Annotated in this window: 1 pseudogene; it reads left to right on the plus strand. The window is 78.6% G+C overall.

Annotated features, from left to right (window positions below):
- A pseudogene (locus tag ACWJ6R_RS37925) lies at window positions 1–491 on the plus strand (hypothetical protein); the annotation flags it as partial.

Below are 491 nucleotides of genomic sequence, written 5' to 3' on the forward strand. Positions count from 1 at the left end.
CGGCACTCCTGACCCGCCCGCGCCGCCCCGCCGCCCTGGCGGCCATCACCGCCGGACTGGCCGCCGGCTGGGGCGAATGGCTGATCGAGGCCGAACTGAGGTACGGCGGCGCCGCCGCCCGGATGCACGCCGCCGGGCAGGCCAACCTGACGGGCCTGACCGTCTCCGTCACCGAGCACGCCGCCGCGCTGGACGGCCCGTCCCTGTGCCGCTGGGGCACCGACTGCGGCGACGTCTCCCCCCTGGCGCTGACCTGGTGGCTGACGATCCCGCTGATGGCCGCGATCGGCCTGTGGACCGCCTGGCGCGACCGCCGCCGCCCCGGCCCCCTGCTGCTGGCCACGGCCGTCGCCGCGGCGAGCGCCCTGCCGTACCTGTTCTACGTGGGCTACGCCGCCCCCCGCTTCCTCATGCCCGCCTACGCGCTGCTGGCCCTGCCCGTCGCCGCGGGCGCCCTGGCCCTGGTACGGCGCAGCCGCCCGCCGCTGCGC

Source organism: Planomonospora algeriensis (genome assembly GCF_977012225.1).